We start from the raw sequence: 20,970 nt of genomic DNA on the forward strand, positions 1-20,970 counted from the left end.
GGGCAGGATTTGTGTGTGGTCTCAGAAGTTCAACTGCGCCGCAAGCTGAACACGGCTGCCATCAAAGGTTCTGCCGGTGGGCGCGTCGTTCCGCTCGCCATAGATGTACTCGGCGCTGAGCGTCAGACTGTCTGTCGCCTTGTAGAACGCGTTGACATGGATCGTTTCCAGCTCGGTGAAGGACAGGGTGCCGGTCGAGGTCGGCAGATCATAGCTCTCGCGACCATAGGAAATGCCAACGTTCAACTTCGGGCTGAGGTCCTGCCTGAATTCCACGGTATAGCCATCCACATCGTTGGCCTGTCCTCCGACAATGGCATCGCCGAGACCGATCAGGTATGGCCCAAGCGCCTCACCAGTGACGTAGTTGACCTGGAACAATCCACCTTGCCAGGGGCGAATGCCGCCCGACAACGTAAAGCCCGTCTGATCCACTTCGACATTGCCGGAATTGGCTTTGCCGTACAAAACGGCTCCACGGGCAATATATGTGCCGTCGTTATACTCCGCCGAGGCCGTCAGGACGGGATCATCGGAATTCGACCCGCTCACGTTCTCTTCGATCGAGACCGCAAACTGTGCATTGCTGCCAAGCTGCCCAGTGTATCTCAACTGCGGGACACGGGCGAATGCGATACCCACCGGGCCGTTGAATTCGACGGTGGTCGGGTAGGTGTCCAATGGTTGGAAGTTTGTCCAATACTGACCGATCAGGAACTGGTCGCCAATGGTGATGTTGGCATGGCGTATGCGCAATTCAGCCGTGCCACCGGAACCGAACAGGTCAAGCTCAAGCTGTCCGCCAATGTCACCGATCCCGCTTGGGGTGGTGGTACGCAGTCCGATCCGAGATTGGCGAACGGTTGCCCCGAAGGTGCCGTCGGTCGCGGCCGAGGGTTCGCCGATAACATTCACGAACGCTGTATCCCCCTGATCGTAGTCGAAGTCATAAAAGAAATCGGCCTTCACGTATCCGTAAATGTCCAGAACGGTGTTGCCGATGCGGAAATCTCCGTTGGCGGGGCTGCTTTTGCCGGCTTCCAGCGCCTCGATCCGTGCGCGCAAAGCGTCGAGTTCAGCCTGGGTCTGGGCGTCCTGAGCGAAAGCAAACGTGCCAGTCACACTGAGCGCAGAGGCAGCGAGCAGGAGTGCCTTTTTTCTAGTCATAGTCATGTGGGTGTTCCTTTGAGTGCGAGTGTGCCCAAGGACCGTTTCACGCAGCAGAAATCTTTGGAAATCACGAGAAAGAGAATAGAACCGTCTGATTTCTCAAGAAAATGTGCCTTTTTCGGCTTCTTGAATCACGGCGTCTTGAACCTGTCATCTAACGCACTGCTGCGAGGGAATTCCTTCGCCTGTGCAGTAGCGGCGATTCGTGATGTTGCAGTCGCAGAAAACATCGGAAGCGGCCCCTTTCGTCACGAAACTGTGACGGTGAACGGGTCTATCGCGCTGGTAATTCCCATGAATGCTGTCGGCACGAAGTTGCGCGCCATGTTGCGGCTTGGGCAGAAACCAGCCGAGTTGCCCTTGGGAAACAATACTGTGTTTGCCCAACGGATTGTGCCGTGCAATCTGAATGGGCCGTGCGGCTCTACTTTGCCTGCGCCGCACATGCACCTACTATTCCGTACCCCTTCCTTGCGCGGGCAGGCTTGTGTTCCCCACATAGACCTGTCCGCGTTTTTCTTTGTGGGCCGCGCAGCCAAAAAGTGGCGAAATCCCGCACAAAACCTGCCTGCAACCCCATTGATATTGAATAACAAGCCGCATTTCGCGCATCTGGCCCTAAACGAACCAAGAAACCTAAAAGGGCAGACACAATGCGATTCTCGAAACTCATCCTTGTTGCGGCGACCTGTGCTGGTCTGGCCGCGTGCGGTGACACCACGGGCGAACAGGCAATCCTCGGCGGCGGTGCCGGGGCTGTGGGGGCCGCGGTCCTCAATGCCGACCCGCTGTTTGGCGCGGCTGTCGGCGCAGCGGGCAACGTGCTGTACTGCAAGACGCAGAACACCTGTAACTAACGCAAATCTTTCGGGGCGCCTGGCGCCTCAGCCATCATCGCGCATCACGCCGTCGTGGGGATCGTTCCCTGCGGCGGCGTTTTGCGTTTCCGGAACACCAAGCCAAAGGACGTTTCATGTTCAATAAGATCCTGATCGCCAATCGGGGCGAGATCGCCTGCCGGGTCATCAAGACCGCCCGCAAGATGGGTATCGGCACCGTTGCCATTTATTCGGACGCGGACAAGAACGCGTTGCATGTGTCGATGGCCGACCAAGCCGTGCATATCGGTCCGCCCCCGGCGAACCAGTCCTACATTGTGATCGACAAGGTCATGGATGCCATCCGCAAAAGCGGCGCGCAGGCGGTTCATCCCGGCTATGGCTTCCTGTCGGAAAATTCGAAGTTCGCCGAGGCGCTCGAGGCCGAAGGTGTCGCCTTTGTCGGTCCCCCTGTTGGTGCAATCGAAAGCATGGGCGACAAGATCACTTCGAAGAAGATCGCACAGGAGGCCGGAGTTTCGACGGTTCCGGGTTACATGGGGCTGATCGAGGACGCGGACGAGGCGGTCAAGATCTCGAACGAAATCGGTTATCCGGTCATGATCAAGGCCAGCGCCGGTGGCGGTGGTAAGGGCATGCGCATCGCGTGGAGCGATGAAGAGGCGCGCGAAGGCTTTCAGTCGTCCAAGAACGAAGCCGCAAACTCGTTCGGAGATGACCGGATCTTCATCGAAAAATTCGTAACTCAGCCGCGCCATATCGAAATTCAGGTTCTGTGCGACAGTCACGGAAATGGCATTTACCTGGGTGAGCGTGAATGCTCGATCCAGCGCCGGAATCAGAAAGTGGTGGAAGAGGCGCCGTCACCCTTCCTTGATCCCGAAACCCGCAAGGCGATGGGTGAACAGGCTGTCGCTCTGGCCAAGGCCGTGAACTACGCAAGTGCAGGTACGGTCGAGTTCATCGTGGACGGAGACAAGAACTTCTACTTCCTCGAAATGAACACGCGCCTGCAGGTGGAACACCCTGTTACGGAACTGATCACCGGCGTCGATCTGGTCGAGCAGATGATCCGTGTCGCAGCGGGTGAAAAGCTTTCGATAACGCAGGATGACGTGACCCTGACCGGCTGGGCGATTGAAAACCGTCTGTATGCGGAAGACCCGTATCGCAACTTCCTGCCGTCGATCGGTCGTCTGACCCGGTATCGCCCGCCGCAGGAAACCGCGGCTGGTCCGTTGCTGGTCAACGGCAAATGGCAGGGTGAAGCACCAGAAGGCGAAACCGCCGTGCGCAACGATACCGGCGTCTACGAAGGCGGCGAGATCAGCATGTATTACGACCCGATGATCGCCAAACTCTGCACCTGGGCGCCGTCCCGCGAAAAAGCTATCGAGGCGATGCGCGTGGCGCTGGACAGTTTCGAAGTGGAAGGCATCGGTCACAACCTGCCGTTCCTGTCGGCAGTGATGGATCACCCAAAGTTTGTCAGCGGTGACATGACAACGGCCTTTATCGCTGAAGAATACCCAGACGGGTTCGAGGGCGTCACGCTACCCGAAGCTGATCTGCGCCGGATTGCTGCTTCCTGCGCGGCCATGCACCGCGTCGCCGAAATCCGGCGCACTCGCGTGTCGGGGCGGATGGACAATCACGAACGCAAAGTAGGCAAGCGCTGGGTTGTGACATTGCAGGGGCAGGAGTTCGCCGTGCAGGTCAATGCCGACAAAGAGGGGTCAACGGTCAAGTTTGAGGACGGACCGTCCTTGCGTGTCGCCTCGGACTGGACGCCGGGCGATCAGCTGGCGGTTCTGGACGTGGATGGCAGCCCGCTGGTTCTGAAAATCGGCAAGGTCTCGGGCGGGTTCCGTGTTCGCAACCGGGGCGCTGACATGAAAGTGCATGTGCGCCGCCCACGGCAGGCGGAACTGGCCAAACTGATGCCGGAAAAACTGCCGCCTGATACCTCGAAGTTGCTGCTCTGCCCAATGCCGGGCCTAGTCGTGAAGGTCGATGTCGAAGTGGGGCAGGAAGTGCAGGAAGGTCAGGCGCTTTGCACGATTGAGGCGATGAAGATGGAAAACATCCTGCGTGCAGAAAAGAGGGGCGTGGTGGCCAAAGTCAATGCAGGCCCCGGTGACAGCCTTGCTGTGGACGACGTAATCATCGAGTTCGAGTGACCATGTTGGCGCTTTCGATATACATTCCAACGTTCTCGGCGCATCGCGCCGGGGCCATTGGGTGTGGCGAAAGCGTTCAGCCCCCTTCGCGCCGGTCGCGGATCTCGCGTTCGCGCAGGGGGGTCTTGTCGATAGACCTGCCAATCTCACGCACGCTCCACGGGCTGGGTTTGCGCAATTTGACCACACCGTCCTTGTCGACGAACACCATCTGGAAACCACGCGGCCGCAGCTTGGTCCGGATCGGGGACCGGGCAGACGGGTCCGTGTCTGTTAGCACGATGACATCGCGGTCGCGCATGGTTGCTTCTTCTGCGACAAGCATATCGATCTGCTGCTGGAATCGCGGATCGGCAGGCGTGTCAGCAAAAACCACGATGGGGCGTTTGACCCACAAGAACTCGCTGAGTTCACTTTCACCCACCGGGCGGACAAAACTGTCATCAGACGGCGCGGTTCCGTCTGCCGCCAGGGTAGCTAGAGGGATTAGTGCCGAGAAAACAAAGGCAAGCGTGCGTGTCATGTGGCCTCCTGATCTTTCGAATATAGCCCCTGTGCCCGCGATTGCGACCGGCGATTTGCGCCGGGTGACCACATTTTCGCGCTTGCGCCTGAATGAACAGGCCAAGTGCAGGACTTTGGCGCGGACGCTTTCAGCGACCGCCATCCGTATTGACGAGAGGAAATCGAAATGACCGACACGAAGGACTGGAAAGCGCTTGCCGAGAAAGAGCTGCGCGGACGTCCGTTGGACGACCTGACCAAGGAAACGCTGGAAGGTATCGCGGTCAAACCGCTTTACACCCAGGAAGACACCGCCGATCTGCCTCATATGGGGTCTTTGCCGGGATTTGGACCGTTTACCCGTGGTGTCAAGGCCACGATGTATGCCGGGCGTCCGTGGACGATCCGCCAATATGCGGGTTTCTCAACCGCCGAGGAGTCGAACGCGTTTTACCGACGCAACTTGGCAGCAGGCCAGCAAGGCGTTTCGGTTGCCTTCGATCTGGCGACACATCGCGGCTATGACAGTGATCACCCACGCGTTGTTGGCGATGTCGGTAAGGCAGGCGTTGCGATCGACAGTGTCGAGGATATGAAAATCCTGTTTGACGGCATCCCGCTGGACAAGGTCTCGGTCTCGATGACCATGAATGGCGCGGTTGTTCCGATCCTGGCAAGTTTCATTGTTGCGGGTGAAGAACAGGGTCACGACAAGTCTGTCCTTTCCGGCACCATTCAGAACGACATTCTGAAAGAATTCATGGTGCGCAACACTTATATCTACCCGCCTGAACCGTCGATGAAGATCATCTCGGACATCATCGAATACACGTCGAATGAGATGCCCAAGTTCAACTCGATCTCGATCTCGGGCTATCACATGCAAGAGGCCGGGGCGAACCTTGTTCAGGAACTGGCCTATACGCTGGCCGATGGGCGCGAATACGTCCGTGCCGCGACTGAGGCCGGAATGGACGTGGACAAGTTCGCGGGCCGTTTATCGTTCTTCTTCGCCATCGGCATGAATTTCTTCATGGAGATCGCCAAACTGCGCGCCGCACGCACGCTCTGGCACCGGGTAATGACCGAGTTTGGGGCAAAGTCCGAACGTTCAAAGATGCTACGCACCCATTGCCAAACTTCCGGCGTTTCGCTTCAGGAACAAGACCCTTACAACAACGTCATCCGTACCGCCTATGAAGCGATGAGCGCAGTTCTGGGTGGCACCCAGTCGCTTCATACAAATGCTCTGGACGAGGCAATTGCGCTGCCCACCGATTTCTCGGCCCGCATCGCGCGAAACACGCAGCTTGTACTTCAGGAAGAAACCGGTGTGACTGATGTGGTCGATCCGCTGGCCGGTTCTTACTATGTCGAAAGCCTGACCAATGAACTGGTCGAAAAAGCCTGGGCCCTGATGCAAGAGGTCGAGGAAATGGGTGGCATGACCAAGGCCGTTGCCTCGGGTATGCCCAAGCTGCGCATCGAGGAAAGCGCAGCCCGCCGTCAGGCCATGATTGACCGGGGCGACGAAGTGATTGTCGGCGTCAACAAATACCGCAAGGAACAGGAAGACCCGATCGACATTCTGGATGTCGACAACGTCGCCGTTCGCGAGGCGCAGGTGGCGCGGCTGGAACGCATTCGCGCGACCCGTGATGAAGCCGCGTGCCAAGCCGCGCTGGACGCCCTGACCAAGACCGCCCAAGAGGGCGGAAACCTGCTGGCCGCTGCGGTCGAAGCCGCCCGCGCCCGTGCATCCGTAGGAGAGATCAGCATGGCAATGGAGAAAGAATTCGGCCGCCACCGCGCCGAGGTGAAAACCCTGGCCGGTGTCTATGGCGCTGCTTATGAGGGCGACGAAGGCTTTGCCGCGATCCAGAAATCCATCGAGGACTTTGCCGAGGCCGAGGGCCGCCGCCCGCGTCTGCTGGTGGTCAAGATGGGGCAGGACGGGCATGATCGCGGTGCCAAGGTTATCGCCACGGCCTTTGCTGATATCGGTTTTGATGTGGACGTTGGCCCGCTGTTCCAGACACCTGCCGAGGCCGCGCAGGACGCGGTGGACAATGACGTGCATGTGGTCGGCATTTCCTCGCAGGCGGCGGGGCATAAAACACTGGCACCACAGCTGGTGGAAGAACTGAAGAAAGCAGGGGCCGGCGATATCATCGTAATCTGTGGCGGGGTGATCCCGCAGCAGGATTACCAGTTCCTGTATGACCACGGGGTTAAGGCCATCTTTGGTCCGGGCACCAACATTCCCGAGGCCGCTCAGGATATTCTGCGCCTGATCCGCCAAGCACGGCCCTGACACAAGGCAAGACTTTCAACGAAAGCTCTTGTGATCCCGCGCCAATGGCGAAAACATGCGAGCGGATCCCTTCGGGGCCGGTCGTTTTTCGCAGGAGGGTGCGCATGTTACTCGATCATCTGGCCGTCGCGGGCGAAACGCTTGAAGAAGCGTCTGCGCATATCGAACAGGCGCTTGGCGTTGCGCTGCAACCCGGTGGGAAACACGAAAAATTCGGGACACATAACAGGCTGCTGGGTCTCAGGGATGGGCTCTATCTCGAAGCGATTGCCATCGATCCGCAGGCGCAACCTCCGGGCAGGCCGCGATGGTTCGATCTGGACAATTTTCAGGGCGGCCCGCGTTTGACGAACTGGATATGCCGGGTCGAGGATATCGAGGCCACGCTGTCGATCTTCCCAGATGGTACCGGACAGCCCATCGACCTGACCCGCGGCGCGTTGCAATGGCGCATGGCGGTTCCGCCAACGGGGCGCTTGCCGTTCGACAATCTGTTTCCCGCCCTTATCGAATGGAAAGGCGACCTGCACCCAGCAAACATGTTGCAGGACAGCGCGTGCCGGTTGCGACGCCTGGTTGTCTATCACCCCGACGCCCTGACACTGGCCCGTCAACTGGGTGAACTGGATCATGTGGTGTTCGACACCGGCCCCGCGGCTTTGCAGGCAGAGATCGAGACAGCTCATGGGCTTCGGGTGCTGGAATGAACATTCGCCCGGCCACAGCGTCAGATGCACCAGCCATTGCCCGGATCACCAATGCGATCATCCGGGACACTTTGGTCACTTTCACGACGGACGAGCGCAGCGCCGCCCAGATTGCCGAAGATATCAAGGCACGCGTGCCTGGTTATCTGGTTGCCGAGCACGACAGCCACGTTATCGGCTTTGCCACATATGGCCCTTTCCGAACCGGGCCCGGTTATGCGCAAACATGCGAACATACGATCCAGCTGTCACCGGATGCGTGGGGCAAAGGGGTGGGACGTGCGTTGATGTCAGAGCTGGAGGAAATCGCGCAATCCCAAGGCGTTCATGTTCTGGTCGCGGGCATATCCTCGGCCAATCCGGGGGCTGAGGCGTTTCATGCCGCACTTGGCTATTCGAAAGTCGGGGTGATGCCCGAAGTCGGCTTTAAGTTCGGCCAGCGGCTGGACCTTGTGCTGATGCAGAAAATTCTTGGTGCTGAATGACCTGTTGCACCTGACAGTCCCGAATTGTGACGCTAGGGTGCGGTCATGTCGATCTGGACCCGCATATCCGATGCGCTGAGCGCGCTTGCCCAAGGCGAAAGCCTGACCGCAGTTTTTGAAAAACTACGCTCGCCACCGGAGCGGTCCGTGGCCTTTACGATTGCGGTCATCGCACTGGGTGCCAAAATGGCCAAGGCAGACGGTCAGGTGACCCGTGATGAGGTCACCGCCTTTCGCGACGTGTTTCAGATTGCGCGCGAAGATGAGGAAGGTGCAGCCCGAGTCTTCAACATGGCCCGTACGGACGTGGCGGGATATCAGGACTACGCGCGCAAGATCGCACGCATGTTCTCGGAAGGCAGCACAACCCTGTGTGACTTGATGGAGGGGCTTTTTCACATTGCGATGGCGGACGGTTTCTATCATCCGAACGAAAACGCATTTCTCGAAGATGTCAGCCAGATCTTCGGACAAACCGACGCGCAGTTCAAAGCACTGCGGGCGCGTTTTGTCCCCGATGCGCCAAACGATCCTTATACGGTACTGGGCGTTCCGCATGACATGCCGCTGCCCGATATTCGCAAGGTCTGGCGGCAGCTGGTTCGGGAAACGCACCCCGACGCCATGATGGCCCGGGGTGTCCCCGAAGAGGCGATCCGGCTGGCCGAAAAAAAGATGATCGACATCAATCGTGCCTGGGATGAAATCAACGGCGCGCGGGCCTGATCAGATGCGGCTCGCGACTTATAATATCGAATGGTTCGCCAATCTGTTTGACCAGAAAGACAGGCTGATCGTCGATGACAGCTGGTCTGGCAGGCACGACGTCACCAAAGCGCAGCAGGTCGAAGCGATTGCCAAGGTGCTGACCGCAATTGACGCTGATGCGATTGTAATCGTCGAGGCGCCCAACACCGGCAGACGCCAGAACACGGTTCGGGCCCTGCAAACCTTTGCCGAAGCGTTCGACTTGCGCACGTCTGATGCGGTGATGGGCTATGCAAACGACACACATCAGGAACTGGCATTGCTCTATGACAGAACGGTGCTGAGTGTTCGCCATGACCCCAAGGGAGATATTGCAGATACGGCAGCCCCCCGGTTCGATGGCGTGTTCAAAATCGACCTCGATATTGATGCGACCGAGGACGTCGTGCGGTTCTCCAAACCGCCGATGGAACTGGCGGTGACGACGCAAGCCGGGCACTACATCCGCCTGATCGGGGCACATCTGAAATCCAAGGCACCGCACGGTGCCGAATCGCGGGACGAGGCGATCCGGATCTCGATTGCCAATCGCCGCAAGCAGCTGGCGCAAGCGATCTGGCTTGCACGGCGCGTCGAATGGCATGTTGCGCAAAATCAGCCCGTCATTTTGCTGGGCGATCTGAACGATGGCCCCGGGCTGGATGAGTTTGAGCACCTCTTTGGCCGCTCGTCGGTCGAGGTATTGCTGCAAGCCGGATTGTTCGATCCGAACGCCGTCACAGCCTACAGGTTTCGGCCCGGGCCGGTGCCTGCCACTGCGCGCTTTGCCCGTCCGGAGGAAGGTAAATTTCTGGACGCTTTGCTGGATTACATAATGATTACCGCGGACCTGCAAGCATATCGCCCGTCCTGGCGTATCTGGCACCCGTTTCAGGATGCCGCCTGTTGGGCTGAACCGGAATTGCGGCAGGCGCTTTTGACGGCTTCCGATCATTTTCCGGTCACGCTTGATATTGAACTGTGACCTTTCCAGCCTGCCACACGGGCCTTATATGTCAGGTATGACACGCATTTTGCTGATCGGTACGATCTCAATGTTCCTTGCCGCGCCTGCGATGGCGCAGGAAGACAATGAAAAATCCCTGATGGAGCAGGGGGCCGAACTGTTTTTCGAAGGTCTGCGCAAGGAAATGGAACCGGCATTGGAAAACTTGCTGGGTCTGGCGGAAGAGCTTGGCCCGGCAATGCAGTCATTCTTGCAGCAGATGGGCCCGGCACTTGCCGAACTGGCGGCTGAGGTCAAGGACTGGAGTGTTTATGAACCACCCGAGATCCTGCCCAATGGCGATATCATTATCCGCAGAAAACCGCCCCAAGAGCCTTCTCAGCCCGAAAAGCAAGATATCGAGGTGCCCGAAGGACCCACGGATATCTGACCCGCTCAAGAGTCAGCCTTTGACAATCACGCGAGTCTGAGATTTCAGCGCCGCTGCCAAAGCGTTCAGCCGGGCTTCAGCCACTTCGCTGAACAGGGGGGCAGCGGTTTCGGGCAGATACAGTTCCAGCTCTCGCTTCTTGGGGAAAAACTTGAGTTGCCCCATATTGGCATCGTTGTGCATCCACAGCATCGCGCCAAAGCGCATGGCCTTGCCCAGAATCTCGGCCTGTTTCTGGCTATTTTCGTCCAGCAACTCGTAAAGCCGAGAGAACCGGTTGCCTTCCCGCTTGTTGCGATAGCGGTGTTGCAGTGCCAATCCGATGAAGACACGCTCGGAGTGCTTCAAGCCACCAAGATTGGCGCGCGTGACGTTGTCGAAACACACCTCGGCCCGATAATCGGGATGCGCGCGCCAGCTTACATCATGCAGCAGGCAGGCCGCTTTGATCAGGCGCACCCTGCTGGGCGGTGCGGATCTGAACAGCGGGATGACAAAATCATAGAGATTGCTGCCAAATCCGGGCAGGCGGGCGTCCTTTGCTTCCGAGAACCGGCTGGCTTCGATCAGCGGGTCGCGGTCGCGCACTTCCTGCGGCATCTGCTCATACAACAAGCCCTCGCGGATACCATAGCTTGAGATGGCGATATCTTTGGGTTTGAACGTGCGGATCAGCCGCGCCAGAACATCCATCGCATATGGGATAAGCGCCATGCGCGAACTGGACACGCCCGCCTGAGCACGCAGCTTTTCGCTATCGTGTTTTTCGATGTATTTGATCGTCTCGCGCACCTGTTTGGTGGTCATGCGGTATTCATGCAGCACGTTCAGCGGATAGCCCCGCCGCAGCATGTCCAGCCGCGCAAAGGCCCGCCAGCTGCCGCCGACCAGAAATAAACGGTCCCGCTGCTGGCCCATCTGATTGCGCAGATCCTCCATCGTTTCCTTGATATGCGCTTTTCGCGCACGTCGCCCGCCTTTGATGTCACGCAGTTTCAACGGCCCAAGCGGCGAGGTCACGCGGCGGCCGACCTGACCACCGCCGATTTCGGCCAATTCCATCGACGACCCGCCGATATCGCAGATCAGTCCATAAGCTCCGGGCCACCCCAACAAGACACCCTGCGCCGACAGGCGGGCTTCTTCGTCACCGTCAATGATCGCCACCTGCAAACCGGTTTCAGCCTGCACCTGATCGCAGAACTCGGGCCCATCCGAGGCTTCGCGCACAGCAGCGGTGGCCACAACATGCAAACCGGGCAAATCCAGATCCATTGCCAGGTGCTGGAACCGTCGTAGGGCCGACAGGGCGCGGTCGCGGCCACGCGGGTTCAGTCGTCCGGTTTCGGACAGGCCCGCCCCCAGTTCGCACATGACCTTTTCATTGTAGAAATAGGCCGGTGATCGCGCCGCCCCGTCGAAAATGACCATCCGGACCGAGTTCGACCCGACATCGACAACCCCGACGCGGGATAGTGCCCGTGCATCCGGTTTGTCAAACAGGGGCTTTCCGATTGTTCCCCAGTCCGGGATATCGGTTTCGACGGTCTGATCCATGTGCCTTCCAGATTGTCCTGTTTGAGGATGCGAAATTGACGTCAGCGGGTCAATCATTGGTCTCGACCTCATCCGGGGCCGTGTTCAGTACGCGAATGGCCAGCGCGCGTGTAATGTCGCGTTTTTCCGCCAGGGCCAGTTGGTCCAGTTGGGATACAACGTCGGCTGCGCTTTCAAACCGCCGGTCCATACGCTTGACAAGATAGGCGATGACATCGGGGCCGGGGTTGAGCTGCCTGTCGACAAACAGCTTGGCAAGAACCGCGCCCAGCAATGCGTCGTCGGGCGGATCCAGTGCGACGTGATGGGCACCTTCGACCCGGCTTTGCAGGTCGGCCAGCGGCAACTCCCAGAATTTCGGTGCAAGACGGCCGGTCATCAGCAAGGGGTGCCCCTCGGCCAGAACAAGGTTATGCAGGTGGAACAGCGTTTTTTGCTGCTCGAGATCACCGGCTATCAAAGGCACGTCTTCGACCGCGATCGGCATACGCGCCAGGTCTGGCACATCGTCATATCGCAGGTCTCTGGCCTGAAGGATACGCCCACCGGTTTCAGCGGCCCAGACATGGGCCAGATGGGTTTTGCCCGCGCCAGCAGGCCCGCTCAGTACCAGCTTGTCGCCGGGCCATGACGTGGCCGAGATCATTGCCACCGCCAGCGCATTGGCCGGTGACACAAAGAAGTCCTCTCGCCCGAGCGCAGTTTTGGCGGGCAGATCAAAGCTGAGTTGTCGGGCCATTTACTCGGTTTCCTGATCCAGACCTTCAAGACCAGTGTACAATCTGCTGTCGAGGTATAGCGATGTGGCAAAGCGGGCCAACACGCCCAATGCCGCGGCGACCGGGACAGCGATCAGCATGCCGACGAAGCCGAACAGCGCGCCAAAGACCGACAGGGCCAGCAGCAACCAGACTGGATGCAGCCCGACAGAGCTGCCGACCAGCTTGGGTGTCAGGAAGTTCCCCTCGGTGACTTGTCCAATGGCAAAGATACCCGCGATCAGCCCGATATGAGCCCAGTCGCCCCAGAACTGAAACAGCGCAAGCCCGATTGCCAGCGAGCCACCGATAAGGGCGCCCAGATAGGGAATGAACGTGACCAAGCCCGCGATAAAGCCCACAATCAGACCGAATTGCAGTCCAGCAAGCATCAGTGCGACCGCGTAATAGCTGCCAAGGATTAGGCAGACCGTTCCCATGCCGCGCACGAACGAGGCCAGAACCGCGTCGATCTCTCCGGCAAGCCGCCTAATGATGGGTGCATGGTCACGTGGCAGCAGCTCTCCGATGCGGGCGGTCATGCGATCCCAGTCCAACAGCAAGTAGACGGCCACGACCGGGACAATGACCAACAGAACAACGATGTTGATCGCGGAGCCCAGCGAGGTCAGCAGCGTCTGCATAACGTCGCCGGTCTTGGATTTCAGCGTTTCGCCAAAGGACACCAGCATCGCGTGCGTGCTCGAGTCCCGGTCAAGCAATGACGGGAACTGTTTTTCTATGAAACTGCGCAACTGTTTGAACAGATCGGGCAGTACATCGACAAGATCCAGCAACTGGGTGATCAGCGCAGGGACTACCATCAGAATTGCCAGTACAAACCCCAGAACACCGACGACCGTGATGACTGCCGTGGCGGCCATACGCGACAGGCTCAACCGCTCCAGCCGGTCAGCGACCGGATCCAGGAAATAGGCAATGGCCCCGCCGATGACAAAAGGCAGCAAGACATCCCCAAGGGCCCACAGGATCAACACGAAAACCGCAGCGGCGATGCTCCAGTATCTCAGCTGATCCTTAACCGGCAAAGCCATGGCGATCCCCTTGTTCAGGCCCTTGCAGGTGTTCTTGGCGCATCAAAGCCCATGATGCAAGCGGTTCATGGCGCTTGGGTTTGCAGGGGTCAGCCGCGCAAGGTTCCCAATTCAGGTGTGTCTTCGGTGGCGGTCTCATCGGGCCAGTTCGTGCGCCAAATCTCGGCCGACCAGTGACCGCAATGAACCGCCGGACGGTCAAAGCCAAGCAGGGGCGGCAGCAAAGGCGCGACGACGACGTCGTGACGGGGCACCGCGAAATAGGGAAAAGAATACCGTTCCCGCCCCGATCGGTTCACAACCCGATGCGGCGTGGATTTCAACCGCCCGCCCGACCACAGCTCCAGCATGTCACCGATATTCACCACGAAACCACCGGGCGGGCAATCGGGCGTGATCCAGCCACCGTTGCGGGTCTGCACCTCAAGCCCGCCCACCGGATCGGAGGCAATGATGGTCAAGGCGTCGGTATCCTTGTGCGGATGGATACCAAAGCCTGCCTCATCCTCGGCCTGTGGCGGGTAATGCAGCAGGGTCATGTTGGTCATCGGGGCCCGGAATGCACTGCGCAGCGCGTCGGCTTTCAGATCCAGTCCCGCCTCTAACGCGCCCAGCAACAGATCGGTGACGCGATCCAGTTGCCGCCAGTAACCCAGAATGACCTCTTTCGCACCGGGTACACCGTCGGGCCAGATGTTTGGCCCGTATAACGCGCAATCCTCACGCACCGGGTCGTCTGCTGCGACCTCGTGATGCAGTTTGTACCCCTCGTACTTGTCGGCCTTGCCCGAGCCATCATTGGGTGTGAAAAACCCCATGGGTATATAGCCGCGATAGTTGGCGCGGGTGATGGCCTGATCCCATTTTTGTGCGTCATCGACGGCAAAAATCTGTCGGGTGATCTGGCGTACCTGATCCACGGTCTGCCGCGATACGCCTGTCCCGGTGATCGACAAGAAGCCGATCCCCTGACAGGCCGCAAGGATGTCTCGGACCGTCGCGTCATAGGCTGCGGTTCCCGGGGCAGTCAAAGGCGCAATATCAATCGTTGGGATACTGTCCATCAGTGAATCCTCACCCCCTGGCGTTGCAGTTCAGCTCGAACCGGTGCCAGATTCAGCTGGTCCAGCTCCTGATTGCTTTTCAGTGAGACCGCAGCGGCGATGCCCGCGCCCTGACCTAAGACCGCGCAACAAGCCATGTTTCGGGTTGCGGCATGTGCCACCCGGTCCGCGCCATGCGACCGTCCTGCAACCAGCAGGCCTTTGATGCCCTTGGGCAGCATCGAGCGATAAGGGATTTGCATGTACCGCCCCGTAGTTGGCAGGATCAGGATGCCATAGCCGTCGATGAACTCGGGATAGATGCCGATCGTATCCTCGAACCGGCCCTGATGGCGGGCATCGTTTTCGGTCATGTTGTAGACCGCGTCGATCTTGCGGGTGTCGCGGATGCCGATGGTCATCCCGAAATTCCGCAAACGTGCGTTTTCGCAACCGGGCATGAACCGTCGCAGCGCCTCGATGGCCAGCATGGTCTGGCGGCGACCTTCAATCTCGCCGCGCGTCAGGCTGTCGGGATCGGTGCCGTCAACCTCGGCCAGATGGATGAGGTTCATGTATGTCAGCTCGCCCGTGTCATGCATCGCGCCCCAGGTGCCGGCGATGGTGTTCAGATGCGGCGGGATCAGCCCCTGATCGATTGCTTGCTGGAACGGTTTGTGCACGAAGGGTGAGAACATGTCGTCCTCTTTACCCGAGGTCTCAATGTTCCACTCTCCGCCACCGCCCCAGTCCTTGTAGGTCTGCGGGTCAGCTTTTACACCTTCCATAAAGGCCCGCTTGTCGACGCCCGCCAGATGAAACATGACCGAAGCCGCCATCATGTCCTCGCGCGGAGTTTTGTGGGTCGGCGCACCCGCGCGATGGGCCACATCCGCGTCGCCGGTGGCATCGATGACGACCTTGGCCAAAATCGCTTCGCGCCCGGCCTTGGATTCTGTGATGACACCGGTGATCCGGTCGCCTTCCAGGATCGGGGACACGAATTGCCGATGCAACATCGGATGCACGCCCGCTTCTTCGACCAGCTTGTCGGCCACCAGTTTGAAGCCTTCGCTGTCCAGCTCATAGCTCAGGGACTGGCTTTCCGGAACGGCGGCTCCCATCTCCTTGGCGCGGGTTTCAAACTCCATCCCGATGCCGCCTGCCTCGACGGTTTGCTCGTGCCGGTACCAGGCAAATCCTTCGACGCCGACGGCAGTGATATTGCCGCCCATGCAGCCGAAACGATCAACCAAAGATACCTCGGCCCCCGCACGTGCCGCTGCAAGCGCTGCGGCCAACCCGGCGGGGCCGGAACCGACGACCAGAACATCGGTTTGATGAATGACGGGGATTTGGCGTGCGGGTTCCTGAATGGTCTGCATCGGCGCCTCATGGAATTTGCGTTTCCGCTACCATGGCAGTCCCGATTGGCGGGTCAATCAAAAAACCGACTGCCGCAAGGTCGGAAAACACCAATGCGCGATTGCCCCCGGCAGGGCTTTGGCATAATCACCTGTCCAGTCGAATTCTTACCTTTGAAGGTCCGTCCATGCGCCTGAGCCGTTACTTTCTGCCCGTTCTCAAGGAAACCCCGTCCGAGGCTCAGATCGTCAGCCACCGGCTGATGCTGCGTGCAGGGATGATCAAGCAGGCCTCTGCCGGGATATATTCCTGGTTGCCGCTGGGCTTCAAAGTGCTGCGCAAGCTGGAAAATATCGTCCACGAAGAACAGGCGCGGGCCGGTCACATCGCGATTCAGATGCCTATAATCCAGTCGGCGGATCTGTGGCGTGAATCCGGGCGCTATGATGACTACGGTCAAGAGATGCTGCGGATGAAGGACCGTCATGACCGCGACATGCTGTTCACGCCTACGGCCGAAGAACTGGTGACAGATATCTTCCGCGGCCACGTGAACAGCTACAAAGACCTGCCGCTGACGCTCTACCAGATCCAGTGGAAGTTCCGCGATGAAATCCGCCCGCGTTTTGGCGTGATGCGGGGGCGCGAGTTCTATATGAAGGACGGATACAACTTCGACCTGACCAAGGAAGATGCGCTGCACGCCTATAACCGCCATCTGGTCAGCTATCTGCGCACTTATGAACGGATGGGACTTCAGGCGATTCCGATGCGTGCCGATTCAGGCCCCATCGGTGGCGATGACACGCATGAGTTTCTGGTTCTGGCCGATACCGGTGAATCCGAGGTTTTCTATGACAGCGCCGTCACCGACCTGACCTTTGGCGATCGTGAAATCGATTATGACAACCGCGAACAGTGTCAGGCCATTCTGGAAGAGTTCACTTCGAAATACGCCCGCACTGATGAAACCCATGACGAGGCGCTGTTCAACCAGATCCCCGAAGAACGCCGCCGCGTGGCTCGCGGCATTGAGGTGGGCCAAATCTTCTACTTTGGCACCAAATACTCCGATCCCTTGGGCGCAACTGTCCAAGGCCCGGATGGCAAACCGGTTCCGGTTCACATGGGCAGCCATGGTATCGGTGTCAGCCGCCTTGTAGGAGCCATCATCGAGGCCAGCCATGACGATAAAGGCATCATCTGGCCCGAGGGCGTGACCCCGTTCCATTGCGGTATCGTCAACCTCAAGCAGGGCGATGACGAAGCCGATGTAGCTTGTGACAAGATCTACACGGCGCTGACGGCTTTGGGTCTGGAACCGCTCTATGACGACCGCAATGAACGTGCTGGCGGCAAATTCGCCACGATGGACCTGATCGGTTTGCCCTGGCGCATCACGGTTGGCCCGCGTGGTCTGAAGAATGGTGTGGTTGAACTGACCTGCCGCCGTACCGGCGAAAACGAGGAACTGAGCCCCGAGGCGGCCGTTACCAAAGTTGCTGAGATTTACCAGCGGATCGCATAAGCGACCATCAGTTGCTGCTGCGAGGTGGTGTTGAAACTCACCCTGTGATCTGGATGGGGTGCCGGAGGCTCAGACCTGGCGGCCCTTCCCAAGTTACCTGAATACCGACCGCGTCAGTCGGTCGGTTCTCAGTTTTGATCCGACGTCGGGCGCTCGGCCAGGACGTCTCCGTTGGCTCCGTCACCTGTCGCCACAACAATCGGACGGCCAAGGCGGCTGATCAGTTCGCGAAACTCGATATCCAGAAAGCGCAATCCGCAAATCCGCGCATCAGTTGCCCGATCCGTGATACACAAACGGCCTTGCCGGAAAACCAGACGATATCCTTTGTCTTTCAGGATGTCTGCCAAATTGCCCCAGCTTGCCGCGGTGACAAAGATTGGCCGAATGGCCGCGCGCAGCAAGGCTGCGGTTTCACAATCTAATTCTGTTGAAGCCTGACGGGTCGAAATTGCACCCGCACCATTGGTTGAAATTTGTAAATTCATTGAGCGACCCCCGCTCTTTAAATGTGTTCCCCCATGGTCAGGGTGGCAAAGTTTCTGAAAATAATCAAAAAGAGTAATAAAATTTCGCACTTATTGTTGCCTTTACGATTCAGTGGCTCACGATGCGCGATGATTAACGTCATACCTGAAACAATCACCTTCTGTCTGTGATGCGCTTCACAACTCATGGTGTAGCGCCCGAATTGAAAGACACCTGTTTTGCACATGTATTTTGGTCATGTCCCGAAACGATTCGGCTCATTCAGGCTGAGGAACCGGTTCAGGGTGACAACCGGCTTGACCATTGGGCGAAATGCCGAAAGGGTCGCCGCAAACAAGAAAACCCGGAGCAGGCATGGCCAAGACACCCCCGCCCTTTGCCCCTTTTGAATGGAAAATCGCCTGGCGATATCTGCGCGCGCGCAGGGCCGAAGGCGGCGTCAGCGTGATGACATGGATCTCACTGATCGGGATCACGCTTGCCGTGTTCGCGCTGATTGCAACGCTGGCCGTCCGTTCGGGTTTTCGGTCTGAATTCGTCGGCACCATTCTGGGCGCCAATGCGCATGTGACAGTCTATTCCTCGGGTGAATTTGACGCGCAGGGCCGGGTGGATCGGACAATTGCCGACTACAACGAACGCACTGACCGCATTGCGCTGGTGCCCGGTGTTGAACGTGCCGCACCGCTGGTGAAGGGGCAGGTGCTGATCACCAACCGCGACAGCAGCAGCGGGGTCGAGGTGTTTGGCATCCGACCAGACGATCTGTTCGACCTGCCGGGTATCGCGCAGGCGGACCAGGCGGCGGGGGACCTGTCGGACTTCCAGACAGGTGAGGATGTCATCGCCATTGGATCGGGTGTGGCCCGCAGTATTGGGGTCACTGTCGGGGATGTGGTCAAACTGACCTCGCCCAACGGGGTCAAAACCGCCTTTGGCACGTCGCCGCGCGTGAATGCCTATCGCGTTGTCTATGTGTTTTCGGCCGGTCGCTATGACATTGACCGCACCCGCGTCTACATGCCGTTTTCGCAGGCGCAGGGCTTTTTCAACCGTGAAGGGGTGGCGGATGAGATCGAAGTGATGGTGGACAAGCCCGAAGATCTTGGCCCGATCCTGATTCCCATTCTTGAGGCGTCGGGCGAGCGCAGTCAGATCTGGACATGGCAGGACGCATCCGGCGGCTTCCTGCGCGCGCTCGAGGTTGAGGATAATGTGATGTTCATCATCCTGTCGATCCTCGTTCTGATTGCTGCGATGAACATCGTTTCGGGCCTGATCATGCTGGTCAAGAACAAGGGGCGCGATATCGGTATCTTGCGCACGATCGGCCTGAGCGAAGGATCGGTTCTGCGTGTCTTTTTCATCTGCGGTGCGTTCACCGGCCTGATCGGCACTGCAATGGGGGTCATCCTGGGATGCCTCTTTGCAATCTACATTGATCCGATCTTCTCATTCGTGAACTACGTGATGGGCGGTGGCGTGTGGGATCCGTCGATCCGCGGCATCTACGCTCTGCCGGCCGAACTGCATCTGAGCGATGTGCTCAAGGCGACGTGCCTGTCGCTTGGCCTGTCTTTCATCGTCACCTATTTCCCAGCCCGCCGCGCGGCGCGGCTAAACCCGGTCGAGGCGCTGCGCTATGAATGAAGTCACCTTGCGTCTGAACGGTCTGACCAAGACCTACCTCAAAGGTACACCGGGCGAGGTGCAGGTTCTGCGTGGGGTCGATCTGGAGCTGCGCGCGGGTGAGGCCGTGGCCATGGTTGCGCCGTCCGGTGCGGGTAAATCAACGCTTCTGCACATCGCCGGTCTGCTGGATCGGCCTGACGACGGAACCGTGGAAATTGGGGGGCAGAATGTGAATGGCAAGGGCGACCGAACCAGAACGGCGTTGCGTCGGCAGGATATCGGGTTCGTATACCAATTCCATCACCTGCTGCCCGAGTTTACGGCACTGGAAAACATCACATTGCCGCAACTGGCCAATGGCGCGTCCGAAAAAGCTGCTCAGGCACGGGCGTTGGATTTGCTGGACCGTGTGGGCGTCGCCCCGCGCGCCAGTCACCGCCCTGCGGCGCTGTCGGGCGGGGAACAGCAACGCGTGGCCTTTTGCCGGGCGCTTGCCAACGCGCCGCGTGTTTTGCTGGCGGACGAACCGACAGGCAATCTGGACCCTGATACTTCGGATCAGGTGTTCGATGCCCTGATGACACTGGTGCGGGACGAGGGATTGTCGGCGTTGATCGCAACCCACAACCTCGAACTGGCGGCGCGCATGGACCGCATGGTCCGGCTTGAGGGCGGCGTGCTCAGGCCAGTTGAGTGATCGCAACACCGATGGCCATGACGGCGATACCACCCGCCCGCATCAGGGTGAGGGGTGCCACCTGCGCGCCGAACAGGCCGAAGTGATCGATTGCCGCCGCACTGATCAATTGCCCCAACAGAACAAAGAACACGGCGTTTCCAACGCCGAAATGTGGGGCGACATGGGTGATCGACAACACATAGAATGCAATCAGGATGCCAGCGAACAACAGGTGTTTCGGGGCCTGCGCAACCTTGGACAAGGCTGCAAAACCGGGAAACAACAGCATGGTCAGCACCGAGGCGGCCAGGGCAATTGCAAACAGCACCACAGCTGCCGTTGTCGGTGATCCGATGACCTTGCCAAGGGCCGCGTTAAGAGCGGCCAGTATCGGAATTCCAAATCCGGCGGCCAGCATGATGGCTGCGTATTGTGTCATTGCCCGAACCCTCTGCACCTATTTCGTTGATCTGGATCATTGCGTCCATATGCCTGTCGGGCAACCCTGCAAATGTCAATCG

Annotated in this window: 20 protein-coding genes; 11 read left to right on the forward strand and 9 right to left on the reverse strand. The window is 58.8% G+C overall.

The window, feature by feature from the left end:
* Positions 1 to 21: 21 nt before the first annotated feature.
* A complete protein-coding gene (locus AC2FNC_RS07380; protein ID WP_480493766.1) occupies positions 22 to 1,173 on the reverse strand; it encodes a DcaP family trimeric outer membrane transporter in 1,152 nt (383 codons plus the stop codon).
* A 650-nt stretch (positions 1,174 to 1,823) separates the two neighbouring features.
* Between AC2FNC_RS07380 and AC2FNC_RS07385 the strand changes: the two genes are divergently transcribed.
* Both AC2FNC_RS07385 and AC2FNC_RS07390 read left to right on the forward strand, forming a co-directional pair.
* Positions 1,824 to 2,027, forward strand: coding sequence for a hypothetical protein (locus tag AC2FNC_RS07385; RefSeq protein ID WP_480475837.1), 204 nt, complete (start codon positions 1,824 to 1,826; stop codon positions 2,025 to 2,027).
* A 116-nt stretch (positions 2,028 to 2,143) separates the two neighbouring features.
* The gene (locus tag AC2FNC_RS07390) at positions 2,144 to 4,189 is read left to right on the forward strand and encodes an ATP-binding protein (RefSeq protein WP_480516220.1); all 2,046 of its coding nucleotides are present in this window, start codon (positions 2,144 to 2,146) and stop codon (positions 4,187 to 4,189) included.
* 76 nt (positions 4,190 to 4,265) lie between these two features.
* Here the strand turns inward: AC2FNC_RS07390 and AC2FNC_RS07395 are convergent, their stop codons facing one another.
* A complete protein-coding gene (locus AC2FNC_RS07395; RefSeq protein WP_496714893.1) occupies positions 4,266 to 4,712 on the reverse strand; it encodes a DUF4174 domain-containing protein in 447 nt (148 codons plus the stop codon).
* 168 nt (positions 4,713 to 4,880) lie between these two features.
* Between AC2FNC_RS07395 and scpA the strand changes: the two genes are divergently transcribed.
* The 6 genes from scpA to AC2FNC_RS07425 all read left to right on the forward strand — a co-directional run bounded on the left by scpA (position 4,881) and on the right by AC2FNC_RS07425 (position 10,343).
* Positions 4,881 to 7,007: a methylmalonyl-CoA mutase gene (scpA, locus tag AC2FNC_RS07400; protein ID WP_496714895.1), complete on the forward strand. Its 2,127-nt coding sequence runs from the start codon at positions 4,881 to 4,883 to the stop codon at positions 7,005 to 7,007.
* Positions 7,008 to 7,111: 104 nt separating this feature from the next.
* Entirely contained in the window at positions 7,112 to 7,714 is a 603-nt protein-coding gene (locus AC2FNC_RS07405) for a VOC family protein (protein WP_480493769.1), read from the forward strand.
* A complete protein-coding gene (locus AC2FNC_RS07410; protein ID WP_480516224.1) occupies positions 7,711 to 8,199 on the forward strand; it encodes a GNAT family N-acetyltransferase in 489 nt (162 codons plus the stop codon). The genes AC2FNC_RS07405 and AC2FNC_RS07410 overlap by 4 nt, the downstream gene beginning before the upstream one ends.
* 45 nt (positions 8,200 to 8,244) lie before the next feature.
* Positions 8,245 to 8,925, forward strand: coding sequence for a TerB family tellurite resistance protein (locus AC2FNC_RS07415; protein ID WP_496714896.1), 681 nt, complete (start codon positions 8,245 to 8,247; stop codon positions 8,923 to 8,925).
* A gap of 4 nt (positions 8,926 to 8,929) precedes the next feature.
* Positions 8,930 to 9,931: an endonuclease/exonuclease/phosphatase family protein gene (locus AC2FNC_RS07420; RefSeq protein ID WP_496714897.1), complete on the forward strand. Its 1,002-nt coding sequence runs from the start codon at positions 8,930 to 8,932 to the stop codon at positions 9,929 to 9,931.
* A gap of 37 nt (positions 9,932 to 9,968) precedes the next feature.
* A complete protein-coding gene (locus tag AC2FNC_RS07425; RefSeq protein ID WP_480554053.1) occupies positions 9,969 to 10,343 on the forward strand; it encodes a hypothetical protein in 375 nt (124 codons plus the stop codon).
* A gap of 12 nt (positions 10,344 to 10,355) precedes the next feature.
* Here AC2FNC_RS07425 and AC2FNC_RS07430 read toward each other — a convergent pair whose 3' ends face one another.
* The 5 genes from AC2FNC_RS07430 to AC2FNC_RS07450 all read right to left on the reverse strand — a co-directional run bounded on the left by AC2FNC_RS07430 (position 10,356) and on the right by AC2FNC_RS07450 (position 16,141).
* Positions 10,356 to 11,900, reverse strand: coding sequence for a Ppx/GppA family phosphatase (locus tag AC2FNC_RS07430; RefSeq protein WP_480475851.1), 1,545 nt, complete (start codon positions 11,898 to 11,900; stop codon positions 10,356 to 10,358).
* A gap of 49 nt (positions 11,901 to 11,949) precedes the next feature.
* Entirely contained in the window at positions 11,950 to 12,639 is a 690-nt protein-coding gene (locus tag AC2FNC_RS07435; RefSeq protein WP_496714898.1) for an HdaA/DnaA family protein, read from the reverse strand.
* Positions 12,640 to 13,713, reverse strand: a complete 1,074-nt coding sequence (locus tag AC2FNC_RS07440; protein WP_480554055.1) for an AI-2E family transporter — start codon at positions 13,711 to 13,713, stop codon at positions 12,640 to 12,642. It abuts the gene before it with no gap.
* Between the two features lie 89 nt (positions 13,714 to 13,802).
* Positions 13,803 to 14,777, reverse strand: coding sequence for an isopenicillin N synthase family dioxygenase (locus tag AC2FNC_RS07445; protein ID WP_496714900.1), 975 nt, complete (start codon positions 14,775 to 14,777; stop codon positions 13,803 to 13,805).
* The gene (locus AC2FNC_RS07450; protein ID WP_480516236.1) at positions 14,777 to 16,141 is read right to left on the reverse strand and encodes an FAD-dependent oxidoreductase; all 1,365 of its coding nucleotides are present in this window, start codon (positions 16,139 to 16,141) and stop codon (positions 14,777 to 14,779) included. Before AC2FNC_RS07450 ends, AC2FNC_RS07445 begins: the two co-directional genes overlap by 1 nt.
* A gap of 167 nt (positions 16,142 to 16,308) precedes the next feature.
* Between AC2FNC_RS07450 and proS the strand changes: the two genes are divergently transcribed.
* Entirely contained in the window at positions 16,309 to 17,649 is a 1,341-nt protein-coding gene (gene proS / locus AC2FNC_RS07455; RefSeq protein ID WP_496714901.1) for a proline--tRNA ligase, read from the forward strand.
* A 128-nt stretch (positions 17,650 to 17,777) separates the two neighbouring features.
* On the opposite strand, the gene AC2FNC_RS07460 is transcribed toward proS, so the two are convergent.
* On the reverse strand, positions 17,778 to 18,137 hold the full coding sequence (locus tag AC2FNC_RS07460; protein ID WP_480475861.1) for a hypothetical protein: 360 nt from the start codon (positions 18,135 to 18,137) through the stop codon (positions 17,778 to 17,780).
* 355 nt (positions 18,138 to 18,492) lie between these two features.
* On the opposite strand from AC2FNC_RS07460, the gene AC2FNC_RS07465 reads away from it, so the two are divergent.
* Positions 18,493 to 19,788, forward strand: coding sequence for a lipoprotein-releasing ABC transporter permease subunit (locus AC2FNC_RS07465; protein ID WP_480475863.1), 1,296 nt, complete (start codon positions 18,493 to 18,495; stop codon positions 19,786 to 19,788).
* Complete coding sequence (locus AC2FNC_RS07470) at positions 19,781 to 20,467, forward strand: ABC transporter ATP-binding protein (RefSeq protein WP_480516242.1); 687 nt, start codon at positions 19,781 to 19,783, stop codon at positions 20,465 to 20,467. The genes AC2FNC_RS07465 and AC2FNC_RS07470 overlap by 8 nt, the downstream gene beginning before the upstream one ends.
* Here the strand turns inward: AC2FNC_RS07470 and AC2FNC_RS07475 are convergent.
* Complete coding sequence (locus AC2FNC_RS07475) at positions 20,451 to 20,888, reverse strand: DMT family transporter (RefSeq protein ID WP_267366019.1); 438 nt, start codon at positions 20,886 to 20,888, stop codon at positions 20,451 to 20,453. The genes AC2FNC_RS07470 and AC2FNC_RS07475 overlap by 17 nt on opposite strands.
* Between the last annotated feature and the right edge of the window lie 82 nt (positions 20,889 to 20,970).

It is taken from the genome of Ruegeria sp. BHSA123 (genome assembly GCF_059613425.1).

Excerpts from the sequence above, each read along its gene's own strand:
- AC2FNC_RS07380 (WP_480493766.1), bottom strand. The coding sequence starts at position 1,173 with ATGACTATGACTAGAAAAAAGGCACTCCTGCTCGCTGCCTCTGCGCTC.
- AC2FNC_RS07385 (WP_480475837.1), top strand. The coding sequence starts at position 1,824 with ATGCGATTCTCGAAACTCATCCTTGTTGCGGCGACCTGTGCTGGTCTG.
- AC2FNC_RS07390 (WP_480516220.1), top strand. The coding sequence starts at position 2,144 with ATGTTCAATAAGATCCTGATCGCCAATCGGGGCGAGATCGCCTGCCGG.
- AC2FNC_RS07395 (WP_496714893.1), bottom strand. The coding sequence starts at position 4,712 with ATGACACGCACGCTTGCCTTTGTTTTCTCGGCACTAATCCCTCTAGCT.
- scpA (WP_496714895.1), top strand. The coding sequence starts at position 4,881 with ATGACCGACACGAAGGACTGGAAAGCGCTTGCCGAGAAAGAGCTGCGC.
- AC2FNC_RS07405 (WP_480493769.1), top strand. The coding sequence starts at position 7,112 with ATGTTACTCGATCATCTGGCCGTCGCGGGCGAAACGCTTGAAGAAGCG.
- AC2FNC_RS07410 (WP_480516224.1), top strand. The coding sequence starts at position 7,711 with ATGAACATTCGCCCGGCCACAGCGTCAGATGCACCAGCCATTGCCCGG.
- AC2FNC_RS07415 (WP_496714896.1), top strand. The coding sequence starts at position 8,245 with ATGTCGATCTGGACCCGCATATCCGATGCGCTGAGCGCGCTTGCCCAA.
- AC2FNC_RS07420 (WP_496714897.1), top strand. The coding sequence starts at position 8,930 with ATGCGGCTCGCGACTTATAATATCGAATGGTTCGCCAATCTGTTTGAC.
- AC2FNC_RS07425 (WP_480554053.1), top strand. The coding sequence starts at position 9,969 with ATGACACGCATTTTGCTGATCGGTACGATCTCAATGTTCCTTGCCGCG.
- AC2FNC_RS07430 (WP_480475851.1), bottom strand. The coding sequence starts at position 11,900 with ATGGATCAGACCGTCGAAACCGATATCCCGGACTGGGGAACAATCGGA.
- AC2FNC_RS07435 (WP_496714898.1), bottom strand. The coding sequence starts at position 12,639 with ATGGCCCGACAACTCAGCTTTGATCTGCCCGCCAAAACTGCGCTCGGG.
- AC2FNC_RS07440 (WP_480554055.1), bottom strand. The coding sequence starts at position 13,713 with ATGGCTTTGCCGGTTAAGGATCAGCTGAGATACTGGAGCATCGCCGCT.
- AC2FNC_RS07445 (WP_496714900.1), bottom strand. The coding sequence starts at position 14,777 with ATGGACAGTATCCCAACGATTGATATTGCGCCTTTGACTGCCCCGGGA.
- AC2FNC_RS07450 (WP_480516236.1), bottom strand. The coding sequence starts at position 16,141 with ATGCAGACCATTCAGGAACCCGCACGCCAAATCCCCGTCATTCATCAA.
- proS (WP_496714901.1), top strand. The coding sequence starts at position 16,309 with ATGCGCCTGAGCCGTTACTTTCTGCCCGTTCTCAAGGAAACCCCGTCC.
- AC2FNC_RS07460 (WP_480475861.1), bottom strand. The coding sequence starts at position 18,137 with ATGAATTTACAAATTTCAACCAATGGTGCGGGTGCAATTTCGACCCGT.
- AC2FNC_RS07465 (WP_480475863.1), top strand. The coding sequence starts at position 18,493 with ATGGCCAAGACACCCCCGCCCTTTGCCCCTTTTGAATGGAAAATCGCC.
- AC2FNC_RS07470 (WP_480516242.1), top strand. The coding sequence starts at position 19,781 with ATGAATGAAGTCACCTTGCGTCTGAACGGTCTGACCAAGACCTACCTC.
- AC2FNC_RS07475 (WP_267366019.1), bottom strand. The coding sequence starts at position 20,888 with ATGACACAATACGCAGCCATCATGCTGGCCGCCGGATTTGGAATTCCG.